The following is a 13,316-nucleotide window of genomic DNA, read 5'->3' on the forward strand; positions in this document are numbered from 1 at the left end:
GAAATATAAGGGGCAAGATAATGAGCGATGAGCTTTATGTTTCCGTCGATGTCGAAACTTCCGGGCCAGTGCCGGGCATTTTTAGCCTGCTTTCTATTGGAGCCTGCCTCGTTACAGAGCCGGGCCGCTCAATCTATCTCGAGCTTCAGCCAGACGGTATAGAGCACGATCCGGAGGCTGTGGCCGTGACGGGACTTGATTTAACCAGGCTGACTCGCGAGGGACTTGCTCCGCAGGTAGCGATGCTCAAGCTGGATCAATGGCTGACCCAGGTATGCCCAGCAGATCAGAAAGTCATTTTCGTGGGGCTTAACGCTCCATTTGACTGGTCCTTCATCAATTACTATTTCCACAAGTATTCTGGGGCGAACCCCTTTGGGTTCACCGCAATCGATATGAAGGCGTATTACATGGGGGTTACCGGCTGCCACTGGAAGGAAACCAAATCCTCCCAAATGACCGCTCGGCTCAAGCCCCAAAGCTCACCGAGCCATAACGCATTAGATGACGCACGATTTCAAGCGGAGTTATTTGGGTTAATGCTGGCAGAAGGGCGCAGCCGCTAACCAGGCCAGCCACTCCATGTAGCCTCAACATAGCGGCCCGCCCTGAACGACCAAGCCTTTATGCCTTCAGGGCTGCTGGAGTTGCCCACGATGATTGCCAGCGGATGCGGCAGATCTTGTGTGTAGCGCGCTGCAAACCTGGAAAAACTCCCGATATCGGTGGGAGAGATCATAGGAATGCCTTGGGGGTGGGTATGCCAGTACCCCACCAGGCGGAGTCCTGTCGCATTAGCTCGTTCAATCTCGTCTCGGCAGCGGTGAGCATTCAATTCCAGCCACGTCCTTCCAGCCTGATCATCTCTATGGGGGGGCGTCGCCAAGGCAAGTACCAATCCGGCAGCGCTTGAGGGATCGACAAACAGCTGCCCCCCGCGTTCCACATCAAAGCGCCTTTGCCGATAGCCCTCCAGCAGATCCGCAACGTCCTGCGATACCAACAGATGAGTGTCCACCCACGGCCAACTCCATTGCCAGGCGATTGCCGTCATTGAGCTTCCTCCATTGGCTCCGGCCAACTCCGCTCCAGTTGAGCCTGCCGCATTCCAACAGGCAATTCAGGCCCGACGTACTTTCCTCCCAGCGTCGCCACGTCGTGGGGGCTGTTGATGCTGCTGACCCAAAGCGGGGTTTCTATGCCGCCACTCAGTGCGCGCAATGCGGCCTGAGAAACCATCGAAGCAACGTTAGCCATTCCCAGAGAACCTCCTGGGATGAAGCTTTCTCCGCAGGCGGGAAGGGCGACGACGCCACCTTCCTGCCACTCGGTGAACTTGTGCCTAAAATCACCCGTCTCTGTGAATAGACCTAGAGCATCAAATGCACCAGATGGCGCAAGGAGCACATGTCCTACCTGAGTATGAGGCTCACTCCAGGCCTGGAGCAGCCCCCAAGAGGTGCCATTCGCCTTGGAATTCCAGAGAGCAACCTCAGAGGGCCAATCAGCAGTGGTAACTATTACCAGATCCGCTTTTTCGAATACCTCGGGATTCCTGTACATCACCACTTCGGCGAAGGTTGAGAATGCAACAACCTCCGTGGTGGGTAGGTCTTTACGGATTCGTTCTTGAAGGGCTTCGGCCTTGGCCAGGCCTAGATCATCAGCACCGAGCACATGCCGGCCCAGATTCGCTGACACTAGGTAGTCCGGGTCAATGAGTGTCAGATGTCCAACGCCCGAGCGTGCCAACTGTAGGGCAACCGTGCCGCCCAATGACCCGACCCCAACACAAACGACGCGAGCCCCTTCTAGGATCTGTGCCACACCGCTGAGGTCGCGGGATAAAATCTCTGTCCGATCCAGCACATCCAGTGTCGTTGCTCGAATCAGAACTGGGGGATGATTAACCGCAACTGCAGGCCGGCGCCGAGCTGATCGCAGGTAAAACTTCGACCCTCGATCTAGCTGTGGCCCGTAAGCGCGAACGTTAAGGCAGTAGATCGGGGCACTGGCATCACCAGGAAGCTCCAAAGCGATCCAGCGGTTAGCTAGCGAGCCTCGCTCATTGAACCAAGCCAACAGCTGCGCGCAATCATCGGAATCAAGGTGAGGAGCGAGCCATGCGAGCAGTAACTCAGGGGCAGGAATGCGCAGATCTGGATAACTCTGAAGCTTTGCATAGAAGCCAGGAGTCTCCGGCGCACGCATGATCGGAGATCGGCCAATCGTACGTTTGCAATGCCTTTTTAATGATGACACATCTGTCGCTAACCAGACTGTTTCTTGGCCAGACGGCAAAGTTTGGCGAGGATCACTTAAGGCAAATAGCCTCGATGCCGCCTGCGGACGATCCAGAAGAATAAGGTTCTGTAGAGAAAGCCCCTGCTGCCTCGACCAATAGGATGTGATTTCGCGCCGAAATTCGGCATCCCGTGTAGCCGCGCATGACCCCATTTGGGACAAGCTTACGATCTTGCGTAAGCGAGCCAAGCTATCCAATACGACATATTCAGGGGAGCCCATCACTGGGCGCTCCTGAAATCCATGCAGACACAGCCAAACTTCCATGGCGTGGGGCCATACAAGCCACGGTGAGGGCTCGACAATGAGCCTTAAGCCTCCGCGGGGAAAATTCGTCGGGAAACTGATGCGCAGCCGCCGCTCCGTCCCCGTGTAGTCAACTGGCAGAGGAAAGTAGTAGCTCACAGCTTCGTCAGCCCGCGTGGGTGCAGGCTGAAGCAGTGCAAGTGCGGCGTCTTCACCAAGAGCGCTTCGCAGCGCGACTATGCCCCGCTGCAGAAGCGTGTTTGTCTGATCAACCAAGACGCTCAACCGGCTTCACATCCTCCTGAGAGTTTGCTGTCCCACTGACACCGCCAAACAGTGCGCCCATCGACGTAGCGTTTCGGGTGGTTCCGTCCGGGCGACCAGGCATTGTCCAGTTGGAGGGGATTTCTCGGTTCACTGCCGAGATGAACGAGGGACCCATACCAAAGTTCTCCTTAACAGCCGTGGCAAAAGCTTCTGCGGACTCAAAGCTTTCAAGCCCCAACGACACGGATGCGCTGGCATTCGAGTGCCAGTCTTGGAAGGCCCGACGGTAGCGATAACCCTCACTCGGTCTATTCCATTTCTCCGCGAAGTTTTCACCGCTGTCCGCGGGATTGCAGACCAAGCATTCGTTCCCCCGGTGTCTGACGTGATCCGGCATTCTGCGGACGATCTCGAGGATTGCGTCCAACGGCCGTAGCGGTTTCGACTGAGACTCTTTCACTACGTCAAGGTAGGCGTGAGTGGCAAGTGTTGTGATGACTGCCGAAATAGGCCGGCAGTTCTCATTCTTTGTCCGAATGGCCCACTCATCCCGATGTCGCTTCAGCAGCTTGATCGTCGCCCGGAGTGGGTCTTGATCGAGGTACTCCTCATATTGAGGTAGCGGGTCCTGAGTGGCGGCATCAAAGGCGCGCTGACTTTTCGCGACAGCCAGATGCTTCTCGAAGGAGATTGTCTGGGTTGAAGCGACCTGCAGCCAATTGGAGTAGGGGATGGGGCTGCTCGCCTTCCATCCAGTCTCCCGGTCTGGCACTTCCAGCTTACCTTCGCCATTGCCTTGAGAGTTCCCATTAATGGCACGCGCTGGAGTGACATCGATATGGAATCCGGGGTTTTCATCGGCATAGATGATCCGGATGCCGCGACGCAGTGGCTTGATTTCTTCCTGGACGCGACTGCCAGCCCTGAATCGCTCCTCGATAGCATCTAGGACTTCTTGAGCTCCCGCCCCCTGAGCATGTGGAAGCCAAATGATGGCGTCCGCATCGATGGTGTCCAGATCTTCGGGAGCACCAGAAACGGGTTTGATCGTCGTCTTCAGGCGCATGGAGCCTTGAACAAAAATATGGGCCTCCGCCAGTAGCGGATTGTCGGATGCGTTGAGGATCTTCTCCAGTTGGGAGTATCGGTCGTTGATCTTCTCGTACTGTGTTTCCGACAGTGAGATCTCCCGCGCTGCACGGAGCAGGAAGTGTTCCCAGCTCCCGCGCTTGGTCTGTTCATTGCTCATGGACATCAACGGACCTCCTGGGCCTGGTGGCCCAACTGTAGTGTTGGCGTGAACCTGTTCTGCTTGTCTTTATCTCGATCGAAAATCAGGTAGGCGTGTTGGTGTTGCGTGGTAAGCAGGGCACCGAACTCAATCGCCAACGCAGCAGGAATCGCCGCGAACACATGGATCGTCTCCGCCGTCATTGCCTCAAGTCGGCTCAAGTGCATCTGTAGGGCATCGCGAAAAGCGTGAATCACGCGACGATTCTGAACCATCGCGTAACTCGGTTCTGGGATGCTTAGCTCTGCGATACGAGCGCCAGGTAATGCCTCTTCGACGTCGCGAAGGGGGACCTGGGCGGAGATCGACAGCACCAGTGCAAGTGGTCCATCACCATCCGCTGGGGGAGTGAACAAAAACTCCGGTGGCTCAGCTGACTGGTTAGGCCAACGCAGCTGATGCTCGCGGTGGAACGAAAAGAGCAGGCGCTTGGATCGATCGCCTAAGGATTGTCCCAGCATTATCAGCGCAGGAATGTCTGCCAATCCGACCACGGCCAACGTAGGGGCATCACCATAGGCTCCTCCACGACGCTTTAACTGCTGCTCTAACTCATGCTGAACGCCGTCCTGGATGCTCTGCCAGTAGCGAGCATCTCTGCCACGATGACTCGGAGCAGGCAAAGTGATCTTGATGGCATGATCGAATGCAGTTAGCCCCTCTGCGGACATTGCACCCAACAGATCACGAACAGGGATGTCATTGATCGTCGCGAAATGCTGACTTTGCACAATCACTGGAATGGCTCTGCCGCCGTCTGGAGTGGTTGCGGCCAGCCGAATTCGCTCCAAGTACGCCTGGTGCAGGCCACTCAGATCGCTTTCAGGGTAACCATCAGCATCGCGATCAATTTTTTCATGGCAGCCAGGGCAGAGCAGCATGAGGTTAGCCGTGTCGTTGGTGAGCGACTCGGCCTTAGCTTCATCATGGTCATCTCGCCCCCTTGGCCCCTTCGGGCTGGCAGGCAAGATATGTGCTACCTCGCCCCATTTCATGGGCTTTCCAGCACGATAGTCGTACGTGAGATCCGTTCCGCAGAGTTCGCAATGCCCCGCTGATTGGATCCAGACGATGCGCTTCGTCTCAATATCGGTATCATAACGCCCGTTGGCAGGCTTAGACTTTTCTTGTTCTTTCACTTGCCCTCCTTGGGCACCTGAATCCCGAATACGCACTGGCTCTTTAAAGAGCAGATGAGGTCATCAAGCCAGAATTCAAGGGGCGTGAAGCTAAGCAGTTCAAATAAGGTAGCGTCGCAAATGACCTGCGGTCTGCGAGCAGTTTCAGTGCATGAATGGAACCTCCATCTGCTGCAGCGCTAGGACGATCCGTGAGTTAATCAGTACCAGTGCCGGGACTGGTGCCAACATCACAACCAGAGGTTGCCATGATGAAAAGTCTTATTGAGCGACTTGGGCTTCCCCAGAGCCATAAGGGCCTGCATCAGGCGACCATGGCAGGACTCCCGGTTGAGCTAACCACGCGTTTGGCGGAAGAGCTGGGTATTGATTCTTGCGTCGTGGCAGGCTGGATCGGTATCACTCCAACGGTTTACCTCATGACTCCTGCGGAGGGCGAGGCCTTCTGTCGGCTGGCGAACCTTGTCGACGAGCTGATGAACATCGTGGAGTCAGATCAAGTCGCGGCGACTCGCTGGCTCACGTCGCCAAATATTGCGCTAGGAAACGTGCAGCCCGTTTCCCTGTTGAGCACCGAGTTCGGTGGCCGAGCTGTACACCAGGTGTTGCTCTCTATTGAGCACGGACTACCGGTTTGACTGACTCGCTGCTTTTGCTCTCGGTAAAGAGATCTTAGGCGTTGGCTTGCCGCCCAGTTGCGTCAGCATCGGCCACCTGTCATGACTCCAAGCGTATGCTGCCAGGGGAGTCCTGGTATTCATGGAGACGGAAATGACAATGCCGAATGAGCGCTCTCGCGCTGTGATAAGGACGCGAGATTTTCTCGTTGAACTGTCCCGAGATAGCCGCCTGCCTGAAAAGGTACGGCGAGATGCCAAGTTCCTTTTGCGGCACTTCCCTACGCAGGACGATGTGTTCCTGGCGGGGCGAATAGAAGAGCAGTCGGAGACCTTGCCACTGGGCGCAATGGGGCCAGTTTTCAGCTCCTCAATTACAGACTAGGTTCTCATCCCGCAGAAATGATAAAGGCGGCCTCAGGGGCCGCCTCGAACCAAGTTTCATCACCGGTACAGCGCCCGGGAGAGGAAGCTCTTGGGCTGCACACACAGAATAGCTGCAGGGGGATTGCGAAACCAGATTATTTTGAAGAGGGCTTTGGAGCGGAGGCTTCCCAGGTGCTCACCAGCTCATCAACCCTATCAGGGATCTGTGGCGATTTACTGAGCACAAGACAGCGGGCGGTACCGACATACTCTTCAATGAGGTAAAGGCTGTCCCCGACGTCGACCCCCAGCTCTTGGAGCACCTCGTCGGGAATGCGAATAGCTCCGTCACCATCCCAGTCTTCGATTACCACCTGCATCGATTTCATCTGCACATACCTACTCAGGTGACAGGCTGCTCTGAAGACTCATGATTTCTCGCTGGATCTTTTTCAGCAGTTCATCTGGCTTCAGTCCAGGCGTCTGCCGTTGGTACGCCAGAACCAGCAGCGTCAAAGGATGAATGCCGACAACCTCGGCAATCTGCTCAACCTTTTCAATCGATGGCTTCCACTTGCCGCGCTCGATTGCACTGATATAGCTCTGGCTGGGGCCCAGCCCTTCCTGGGGTAGATCCTTCAAATTTCTCAGATTCTTGATCACCAGACCAAGCGCTTCATTGAGTTCCATTTGCTGTCTCGCAAAAGGAACGATGAAGCCTTTTTAGCGCCTCTTGGGCTATGCTATATATAGCTTAAAAGAGGGTGTGCTGATGTTTCTCACGTACAAGCATCGACTGGCACGAACGCCTCGGCAATCTGGCCGGCTACTTGGCCACGGTAATTCAGTTCAAAGCAGGTCACGCGGACGATGAACTCGCTCATGTAGGGCTCCTGTGAGGCATGCGCCTCGCTGATTTGGTTGTGCCCATCATCGGGGCGCCGACCCTGTGTCATCGCCGGCTAGGGTCAACGCTGCGCAGTTCCTCATTCCCCACCCCCGGAGGCGGAGAATGGGCGCTCGCTGGATGCTGGCACCGGACAAGAAAATGCCCGCTCATGGCGGGCATTTGGGTTGCCGGGGCGGGGATCAGCTGGCCAGCAAGTCCAGTTGCAGGGTCGGTGCTGCTGGAGCTGGTTCTTCGGCTGCGAGGGGGATGCAGACGAACTTGGTGCAATCCTCATGCAGGCAACACACGCGGTACGCTTGGTCAGGGTCTTGCGGGACTGCTACGTGGATTTCGTGGCCAACGATGGTGTGTGGGTTCTCGTTGACGAGGCGGGTGACGCCTTCCTGAGTCCAGCTCTCCAGCTTCACAGTGGTGTCGATAACAACAACTGCATCGGTCGGCATGATCGGGGCAGTCTCGATGGCGTTGCGCAGGTTCTTGATACGGGCACGGTAGCTGCCCGGCTCGCGCAGTTCTGCCTGCCAAAGCTCGCGCACATAGTTCCCGATGATGCTGTAGGCCCAGCCACGGTTACGCCAGTCCCCGTTCTGGTCTTTGACGGCCACGTCCTCGCGATGCTTGAACAAACGCATGCACTCATGCGTTTCAATCTCGAAGGTTTTGGCCTTCGCAGGGGCATACCCCAGCTCAGGATTGCGCAGGCCGTAGATCGGGGCATTGTAGCCCTCGATGATTCGCCACGCGCCCACGTTGCCGTCATAGATGCTGGCCAGCAGCTCGCCGTGCTCGTACAGGCTGACGGTCAGTTTCTCGCCGTTCTCCAGCTGGATGGCTTCCGCCTCGAAGCCATTGACGGTCAGGCGCTCCTTGGTCATGTCGAACTCGGACTTGGGAACCGTGGAGTAAAGGCTATCGCCTACCGCCAGCTCGAAGGTTTGATCGTTGAGCATTACCGGGTTGGCCAGCTCCTTGAGCCAGCCCTGGATGTAGCCCTCGGGGCTAATATCGCGACCACCAGCGCCCTTGAGCATGCCGCCCTCGCAGCTCCCAGCCGAGTGGAAGATGCCACTCATGATGTTGGCAGTTTCGCCCATCATCAGGCAGCCCCAGCGCGGAGTGCGCGGGTAGCAGTTGGACTCGTAGGTTTCCTCGAACAGCACGTACATGGTCTTGCCGCTGTTGGTCTTGAACGCTGCTACCAGCTTGCCAGTCGATACAGTAGAGCCCATGGTGATTCCCCTTGTCTGGTAGGGCGGTTCGCCCTCGTTTCGGATGTGGCCAGTATCTAGGGGGAGGGGCTGTGTCATCGGCGGCAAGCAAGAATTGCCGCAAATGCTCAGCCCCAATGCTGGCAACCGAGGATGAATCTACCAGCGGTAGTGAACGTGGAAGAAGTCGCCGGCCAGGGCGCCGCTACCCACCGCTGAGGCATGCGCCTCGCTGATTTGGTTGTGCCCATCATCGGGGCGCGACCCTGTGTCATCGCCGGCGAGGGTCAACGCTGCGCAGTTCCTCATTCCCCAGTCCTGGAAGCGGAGAATGGGCGCTCGCGGGATGCTGGCGCCGGACAAGAAAATGCCCGCTCATGGCGGGCATTTGGGTTGCCTGGGAGGCGGGTTCAGCTGGCCAGCACGTCCAGTTGCAGGGTCGGTGCTGCTGGTGCTGCTGGTGCTGGTTCTTCGGCTGCGAGGGGGATGCAGACGAACTTGGCGCAATCTTCATGCAGGCAGCACACGCGGTACGCCTGATGTTCGTCTTGCGGGACGGCCACATGGATTTCATGCCCGACGATGGTGTGCGAGTTTTCGTTGACGACGCGGGTGACGCCTTCCTGAGTCCAGCTCTCCAGCTTCACAGTGGTGTCGATCACTACAACAGCTCCCGATGGCATAAGCGGGGCAGTCTCGATGGCGTTGCGCAGGTTCTTGATGCGGGCGCGGTAGCTGCCCGGCTCGCGCAGTTCTGCCTGCCATAGCTCGCGCACATAGTTGCCAATGATGCTGTAGGCCCAGCCACGGTTCCGCCAGTCCCCGTTCTGATCTTTGACGGCCACGTCCTCGCGATGCTTGAACAGGCGCATGCACTCATGGGTTTCAAGCTCGAAGGTTTTGGCCTTCGCGGGGGCATAGCCAAGCTCAGGGTTGCGCAGCCCATAGACCGGGGCGTGGAAGCCTTGGATGATCCGCCACGCGCCCACGTTGCCGTCATAGATGCTGGCCAGCAGCTCGCCGTGTTCGTACAGGCTGACGGTCAGCTTCTCGCCGTTCTCCAGCTGTGTCGCTTCTGCCTCGAAGCCATTGGCTGTCATGCGCTCCTTGATCTTGCTGAACTCGCCCTGGGGAACCGTGGAGGACAAACTATCGCCAACCGCCAGCTCGAAGGTTCGATCCTTGAACGATACCGGGTTGGCCAGCTCCTTGAGCCAGCCCTGGATGTACCCCTCGGGGGTAATGTTTCGCCCGCCAGCTCCCTTGAGCATGCCGCCCTCGCAGCATCCAGCTGAGCGGAAGATGCCGCGCATGATGTTGGCAATCTCGCCCATCACGCCCATCATCAGGCAGCCCCAGCGCGGAGTGCGCGGGTAGCAGTTGGACTCGTAGGTTTCCTCGAACAGCACGTACATGGTCTTGCCGCTGTTGGTTTTGAAAGCTGCGGCCAGTTTGTTGGTGGATACGGTGGAGCCCATGGCGATTCCCCTTGTCTGGTAGGGCTGTGTGCCCTTCGTTTTGGATGTGGCCAGTATCTAGGGGGTAGTGCTGTGTCATCGCAGGCGCACAGATATTCCAGTAATTGCTCAACCCCTATGCTGGCGCCCGACGATCAGGCGGTCCTCCTGAGCGCCGGCATGAGGTTGTAGTTCATGTCCTTGAGGCCTTGGGGCGTGTTGGGGATGTGGTAGTCCGCACCTGGACCCTCGATGCAAAACTGCCGAGTTATTGACCGGCGACCGATAATCTCCTGCTGAACAAAGAGCAAGGCTTCTTCCTTCGTCTGGAATACAGCCGGGCGGCATTCATCAGCGGCATGGATGTGGTCGAGCACGTAGCGGCCAGAAACGAGGTAATAGACCAGATACGCGTTGATGCGCCACGATTCCTCCTTGGCCTGGGTGTAGGTCAGCTCGCGACCATCGGGCGCATTCCAAAGGCTCTTGTCGGGGCGGATGTTATTCGGCATCGAATCGGGGTTTCGCCCCAGCGTGAAGCCCAGCGCAGATACACGAATCATGGGCTCGGGAGTGACTTGGATAAGGGTCATTTGGGCAGGCCTCGCAGGCATTTCAGATGCCTGCATCATCGGACCATCCGAGCTGTGTCAGGGTAATAAACATGCCAGCAGCATGAATTGCTCATGCCCCAAGCCAGGGATTGAAAGTTCAAGTCCGGGCAGGGGCGGTTGCCCCTCTGGATGACTAGGGCTTGGCCACCAACCGGGTATCCAAGCCAAAGCGCTCTTGGCTGATCAGTCGGTACTTTCCGGCAGCGAGGTCGCAGCTGACCAGCAGATTCCATGAGTGTTTTGAGACTGCTGACGGGATCAGCACAAACGGATGCTCAGCAAGCAAAGCATCGGCGAAGGTTTGCTGGTTGGGGGAGGCAGGAGCGCTCGATAGCCATAAGGGGTTCGGAACGTCTTCCGGCTGAACAACATAGATCAGCGTGGGGTCGAGAACTTCAAAGCAGGTGAGGACATGAGGCACGGTATCCAAAGTGTCGAAGCCGGCATGCACTGCCACTTCCAAGATCGCGGTTGCGGGATCAGCGGATGCGTACACGACATGCCGGCCCGGTGGGTTCCAGCGGCCACCGACCATCTGAGCGCCGATGCCGCTATCCCATGTGCCCTTGAACACTTCCCGGTCCAAACGCCAAGCATTCCAAGACCCTGACCACGGAAGTGGGTTCACTGGTACACCCCGTGCTCAATCCGTGTTAGGTAGTCCTCGACGGCCTGAAACCCAACCGGGTTGTCGATCATTTCCAGCGGGATATTACCCTCCAAGAGTTTGCAGGGACGGCTAAGCCATTCCTCGGCAAGTTGCTGGGTTCCAAACACGCTCATCGCATGCTCAAGGACCTTGGCGTATTGAAGGGCTACGGCGCTCTGCTTCGCATCGAGATTTGCCTGTTTCTTGCCTCCATGGCGCTGCAAGGTACGAACGGAACGCCCTACGATACGGCTCATGACCTTCTGGGAAGACAAGAGGACGGAAACGGATACCATTTCCTGCACGTCCTGGTATGCGAAACCCTCGCTTGTGATTTTGTAAATCATGACTGGGCTGAGCATTTTAATGTCTCTGCCCAGTAGGTACTCGGTCGGCTTCCGGTCCTTCGATGCAGCATGACGTTTGACGGTGAGCATTATGGTTGCTCCTGTTGCGACATTTGACGCAAGTGTAGCGTCATTTGTCGCATTGCGCACTGTGTGCCCGCTGGGAGGTGCGTAGTGACTCCGGCTGATCGTGACCTTCGTCGATCTGCTTGTGAACTACACGTCTGTGCGGGTGAAGTAACCCGTGGGCCGACTTGCATTGCCTGCATACCAAGCCAATTGCGGGGCGCGGCGCCGAAGGTAGCGACCAACGAAAGAACTTCCTTCGCACTTGTACAGCCTGAGCTGCGGCGAGACGCGGTAGCGGTTGTTGGCAATCGCCTCGATCTGCACACGGCGCGAGGCGAGGGTGGTCAAGTCCATGTCGCTATCGAGTTCGACGGCAAGCAGGTGGCGCCGCATGGGTGTCTCCGTAATCAGCTGGAATGCTGGGGATCGGCGATCCCCAGATTAAGATTCGATGGTTGCTGCTGGCGCCGGTTAAAGAGCGTCTTCGCAGACAAGCGACCAGTACAGGACTTCTAGGGCCGGCTTCTGGTGTTCGAGCGTCAAGTTAAAGTTCTCGGCAGCGACGGCAACGGCCTTCTCATAGAAATCGAAGAATTGAGCGAAGCTCCAGAATCGATCCTGATCGATGAGCACCGCCACCTTGATTTCTGCGGTAATGGCGTCGAAGTCAGGCAGCTCTCCCTGAGCTACGGTGCCGGACTGGATCAGCTCTGCCACCCTTGCTTCGTAGGTGCTCTTGAAGTCCACGACGAAGAACCCTTCGCGCAAAAGCGCAGCGAAGGCAATCTCCAGCGCGGGCTTGTGGTGCTCGGCGCTGGTTTCCTCGTCCATCTGGTCATAGGCGGTAGTCACGTCCCACCACGCGAAGAACTGCTCGAAGTCCGGGAAGCTGAGCTGTTCGTCGTCCACGGTGTCCTTGATGGTCTGCATCAGCTCTTGGAGCGACGGGAGTTCGTCGCCCTCGATGAGGCCCTGTGCTGCCATTTCGGCGAGAGTGTTGGCGTAGCGTTGCTCAAGATAAGTGATGCTCATGTCCGTCTCCGGCTGCGTTTTGGATGGGTTCTTCATCAGGCAGCTTGGCCTGTGTCATCGGCGCCGGCAGAAGGATTTTTCCACTGGATTGCAGCCGGGATCAGAACCTGGAACTGGAAGCCAGGATCGGTGCTCACCTTAACGGTGTCACCACGCTTGCCGGCCACAAGCAGGGTGTGAGTGACGGCTTGATCCAGCTCCAGCAGCGAGAAGTAAGCCTCGCGTCGGATATTGGGATTCAGGTGATCGTCAGTCAGGAGCGCGGTGCCGCCGTGATTGCCGCTCAATCCGAAGGTCATCACCACGTACATTGGCTCGCCGGCAGGGCGGTAGAGCTGACCGTCGATGATCAGCCAGTCACGGGCGAGGCCCTGGAGATAGTGGGCGATTCCCTGCTTGCCATCGTGGACGCAAACGTAGATGCCCAGCCCTGTATGCGAGAGCATGGCGCTGTCCTTGACCAGATTCAGCTCCGGGCCAATGGCCGGGTAACGCTCGCTGCAACGCCGGGTGCAACCCGATACGGTGCTGTCAGTCCAGAGACGGCCATCGAACAGGCAATAGCTGACGGGCTCCAGATACTCGCCTGTCTCGAAGTTCTTCTCGCGCCCGATAATGGCAACCGGCGCCTGCTCGGCGGTGACTTCGCGGATTGACAGAACAGCAACCCCGTCATCAAAGCGCTGCGGCCTGGGCTTGCGGCAGCGGGGCGGAGTGATCTGCTCGACGTAGCTGTATTTGACGGTCAGTTCCATGGTGCGGCTCCAGTAGGTCTGGCCGGGCTGTGTGCTCGGCGTTTC

18 protein-coding genes are annotated in these 13,316 nt (G+C 57.5%); 3 read left to right on the forward strand and 15 right to left on the reverse strand.

The genetic code is table 11. The features are described from left to right. Positions 1–17 precede the first annotated feature (17 nt). Positions 18–566: an exonuclease domain-containing protein gene (locus ATY02_RS11785; RefSeq protein ID WP_141698125.1), complete on the forward strand. Its 549-nt coding sequence runs from the start codon at positions 18–20 to the stop codon at positions 564–566. On the opposite strand, the gene ATY02_RS11790 is transcribed toward ATY02_RS11785, so the two are convergent. The 4 genes from ATY02_RS11790 to ATY02_RS11805 all read right to left on the reverse strand — a co-directional run bounded on the left by ATY02_RS11790 (position 563) and on the right by ATY02_RS11805 (position 5,247). Continuing rightward, a complete protein-coding gene (locus ATY02_RS11790; RefSeq protein ID WP_068579806.1) occupies positions 563–1,054 on the reverse strand; it encodes a Mov34/MPN/PAD-1 family protein in 492 nt (163 codons plus the stop codon). The two genes, ATY02_RS11785 and ATY02_RS11790, sit on opposite strands and share 4 nt — an antisense overlap. Beyond that, positions 1,051–2,526 (reverse strand): ThiF family adenylyltransferase, encoded by a 1,476-nt coding sequence (locus ATY02_RS11795; protein WP_228022269.1) that lies wholly within the window; start codon positions 2,524–2,526, stop codon positions 1,051–1,053. The genes ATY02_RS11790 and ATY02_RS11795 overlap by 4 nt, the downstream gene beginning before the upstream one ends. Positions 2,527–2,818: 292 nt before the next feature. Further along, a complete protein-coding gene (locus ATY02_RS11800; RefSeq protein WP_068579804.1) occupies positions 2,819–4,072 on the reverse strand; it encodes a nucleotidyltransferase in 1,254 nt (417 codons plus the stop codon). Beyond that, entirely contained in the window at positions 4,072–5,247 is a 1,176-nt protein-coding gene (locus tag ATY02_RS11805; RefSeq protein ID WP_068579802.1) for an SAVED domain-containing protein, read from the reverse strand. The genes ATY02_RS11800 and ATY02_RS11805 overlap by 1 nt, the downstream gene beginning before the upstream one ends. 248 nt (positions 5,248–5,495) lie before the next feature. Here ATY02_RS11805 and ATY02_RS11810 point away from each other — a divergent pair, with 248 nt between their 5' ends. Beyond that, complete coding sequence (locus ATY02_RS11810) at positions 5,496–5,885, forward strand: antitoxin Xre/MbcA/ParS toxin-binding domain-containing protein (RefSeq protein ID WP_083235694.1); 390 nt, start codon at positions 5,496–5,498, stop codon at positions 5,883–5,885. Positions 5,886–6,024: 139 nt separating this feature from the next. After that, positions 6,025–6,249: a BPSL0761 family protein gene (locus ATY02_RS35985; protein ID WP_322708470.1), complete on the forward strand. Its 225-nt coding sequence runs from the start codon at positions 6,025–6,027 to the stop codon at positions 6,247–6,249. A 136-nt stretch (positions 6,250–6,385) separates the two neighbouring features. Here ATY02_RS35985 and ATY02_RS11815 read toward each other — a convergent pair whose 3' ends face one another. The 11 genes from ATY02_RS11815 to ATY02_RS11865 form a co-directional block, all read right to left on the reverse strand. Beyond that, positions 6,386–6,619, reverse strand: a complete 234-nt coding sequence (locus tag ATY02_RS11815) for an AbrB/MazE/SpoVT family DNA-binding domain-containing protein (protein WP_041769753.1) — start codon at positions 6,617–6,619, stop codon at positions 6,386–6,388. Positions 6,620–6,629: 10 nt separating this feature from the next. Next, a complete protein-coding gene (locus tag ATY02_RS11820; RefSeq protein WP_013715607.1) occupies positions 6,630–6,920 on the reverse strand; it encodes a helix-turn-helix domain-containing protein in 291 nt (96 codons plus the stop codon). Between the two features lie 399 nt (positions 6,921–7,319). Continuing rightward, positions 7,320–8,369 carry a hypothetical protein gene (locus tag ATY02_RS11825; RefSeq protein WP_068579798.1) on the reverse strand — a complete coding sequence of 350 codons (1,050 nt, stop codon included), beginning with the start codon at positions 8,367–8,369 and terminating at the stop codon, positions 7,320–7,322. A 138-nt stretch (positions 8,370–8,507) separates the two neighbouring features. Beyond that, positions 8,508–8,657, reverse strand: a complete 150-nt coding sequence (locus ATY02_RS11830; RefSeq protein ID WP_164823644.1) for a hypothetical protein — start codon at positions 8,655–8,657, stop codon at positions 8,508–8,510. Positions 8,658–8,758: 101 nt separating this feature from the next. Further along, entirely contained in the window at positions 8,759–9,826 is a 1,068-nt protein-coding gene (locus ATY02_RS11835; protein WP_068605595.1) for a hypothetical protein, read from the reverse strand. A gap of 134 nt (positions 9,827–9,960) precedes the next feature. Next, positions 9,961–10,398: a hypothetical protein gene (locus ATY02_RS11840; RefSeq protein ID WP_129591709.1), complete on the reverse strand. Its 438-nt coding sequence runs from the start codon at positions 10,396–10,398 to the stop codon at positions 9,961–9,963. 154 nt (positions 10,399–10,552) lie between these two features. Beyond that, on the reverse strand, positions 10,553–11,047 hold the full coding sequence (locus tag ATY02_RS11845; protein ID WP_068579791.1) for an RES family NAD+ phosphorylase: 495 nt from the start codon (positions 11,045–11,047) through the stop codon (positions 10,553–10,555). Next, a complete protein-coding gene (locus ATY02_RS11850; RefSeq protein WP_068579789.1) occupies positions 11,044–11,505 on the reverse strand; it encodes an antitoxin Xre/MbcA/ParS toxin-binding domain-containing protein in 462 nt (153 codons plus the stop codon). Before ATY02_RS11850 ends, ATY02_RS11845 begins: the two co-directional genes overlap by 4 nt. A 126-nt stretch (positions 11,506–11,631) precedes the next feature. Beyond that, a complete protein-coding gene (locus ATY02_RS11855; protein ID WP_068579787.1) occupies positions 11,632–11,877 on the reverse strand; it encodes a hypothetical protein in 246 nt (81 codons plus the stop codon). Positions 11,878–11,955: 78 nt separating this feature from the next. Next, positions 11,956–12,516 carry a hypothetical protein gene (locus ATY02_RS11860; protein ID WP_068595438.1) on the reverse strand — a complete coding sequence of 187 codons (561 nt, stop codon included), beginning with the start codon at positions 12,514–12,516 and terminating at the stop codon, positions 11,956–11,958. Between the two features lie 35 nt (positions 12,517–12,551). Beyond that, positions 12,552–13,271, reverse strand: coding sequence for a hypothetical protein (locus ATY02_RS11865; protein ID WP_068579780.1), 720 nt, complete (start codon positions 13,269–13,271; stop codon positions 12,552–12,554). Between the last annotated feature and the right edge of the window lie 45 nt (positions 13,272–13,316).

The sequence above is a fragment of the Pseudomonas sp. BIOMIG1BAC genome (genome assembly GCF_001705995.2).
Lineage (GTDB): Bacteria > Pseudomonadota > Gammaproteobacteria > Pseudomonadales > Pseudomonadaceae > Aquipseudomonas > Aquipseudomonas sessilinigenes.

Coding starts and splice junctions, on each gene's coding strand:
- ATY02_RS11835 (WP_068605595.1), bottom strand. CDS start 9,826: ATGGGCTCCACCGTATCCACCAACAAACTGGCCGCAGCTTTCAAAACC.
- ATY02_RS11815 (WP_041769753.1), bottom strand. CDS start 6,619: ATGAAATCGATGCAGGTGGTAATCGAAGACTGGGATGGTGACGGAGCT.
- ATY02_RS11825 (WP_068579798.1), bottom strand. CDS start 8,369: ATGGGCTCTACTGTATCGACTGGCAAGCTGGTAGCAGCGTTCAAGACC.
- ATY02_RS11795 (WP_228022269.1), bottom strand. CDS start 2,526: ATGGGCTCCCCTGAATATGTCGTATTGGATAGCTTGGCTCGCTTACGC.
- ATY02_RS11840 (WP_129591709.1), bottom strand. CDS start 10,398: ATGACCCTTATCCAAGTCACTCCCGAGCCCATGATTCGTGTATCTGCG.
- ATY02_RS35985 (WP_322708470.1), top strand. CDS start 6,025: ATGCCGAATGAGCGCTCTCGCGCTGTGATAAGGACGCGAGATTTTCTC.
- ATY02_RS11820 (WP_013715607.1), bottom strand. CDS start 6,920: ATGGAACTCAATGAAGCGCTTGGTCTGGTGATCAAGAATCTGAGAAAT.
- ATY02_RS11830 (WP_164823644.1), bottom strand. CDS start 8,657: ATGAGGAACTGCGCAGCGTTGACCCTCGCCGGCGATGACACAGGGTCG.
- ATY02_RS11790 (WP_068579806.1), bottom strand. CDS start 1,054: ATGACGGCAATCGCCTGGCAATGGAGTTGGCCGTGGGTGGACACTCAT.
- ATY02_RS11850 (WP_068579789.1), bottom strand. CDS start 11,505: ATGCTCACCGTCAAACGTCATGCTGCATCGAAGGACCGGAAGCCGACC.
- ATY02_RS11800 (WP_068579804.1), bottom strand. CDS start 4,072: ATGTCCATGAGCAATGAACAGACCAAGCGCGGGAGCTGGGAACACTTC.
- ATY02_RS11855 (WP_068579787.1), bottom strand. CDS start 11,877: ATGCGGCGCCACCTGCTTGCCGTCGAACTCGATAGCGACATGGACTTG.
- ATY02_RS11865 (WP_068579780.1), bottom strand. CDS start 13,271: ATGGAACTGACCGTCAAATACAGCTACGTCGAGCAGATCACTCCGCCC.
- ATY02_RS11860 (WP_068595438.1), bottom strand. CDS start 12,516: ATGAGCATCACTTATCTTGAGCAACGCTACGCCAACACTCTCGCCGAA.
- ATY02_RS11810 (WP_083235694.1), top strand. CDS start 5,496: ATGATGAAAAGTCTTATTGAGCGACTTGGGCTTCCCCAGAGCCATAAG.